The 239-nt window shown below is 64.0% G+C and carries 1 pseudogene; it reads right to left on the bottom strand.

Annotated features, from left to right (window positions below):
- Positions 1 to 110: pseudogene (locus tag NVV99_RS26825) on the bottom strand (3-oxoadipate enol-lactonase); the annotation flags it as partial.
- Between the last annotated feature and the right edge of the window lie 129 nt (positions 111 to 239).

Here is a 239-nt window from a genome sequence, read left to right as displayed (position 1 = left end):
GCGTGGATCTGCGGTCCCCACATCGACAGGTCCGAACCCAGCGAACCGAGGAACAGGACGGTCGGCTTCGGGGGGTCGCCGTACTGTTCGTAGTTGAGCGTGACGGTCATCGGGCATCTCCGGTGGTTCGGTTCGTGCTGTCGTGACGGGCGAGAACGCGATCGACGATGTCTGCGGCATGGCCGAGATAGCGCGTGTGATCGAGAAGTTCGCGCACGTCCTGCGGGTCGAGATGTGCG

This window comes from Rhodococcus sp. PAE-6 (assembly GCF_025290685.1).
Classification (GTDB): Bacteria; Actinomycetota; Actinomycetes; order Mycobacteriales; family Mycobacteriaceae; genus Rhodococcus; species Rhodococcus pyridinivorans.
This window is presented reverse-complemented; position numbering and strand designations above follow the sequence as displayed.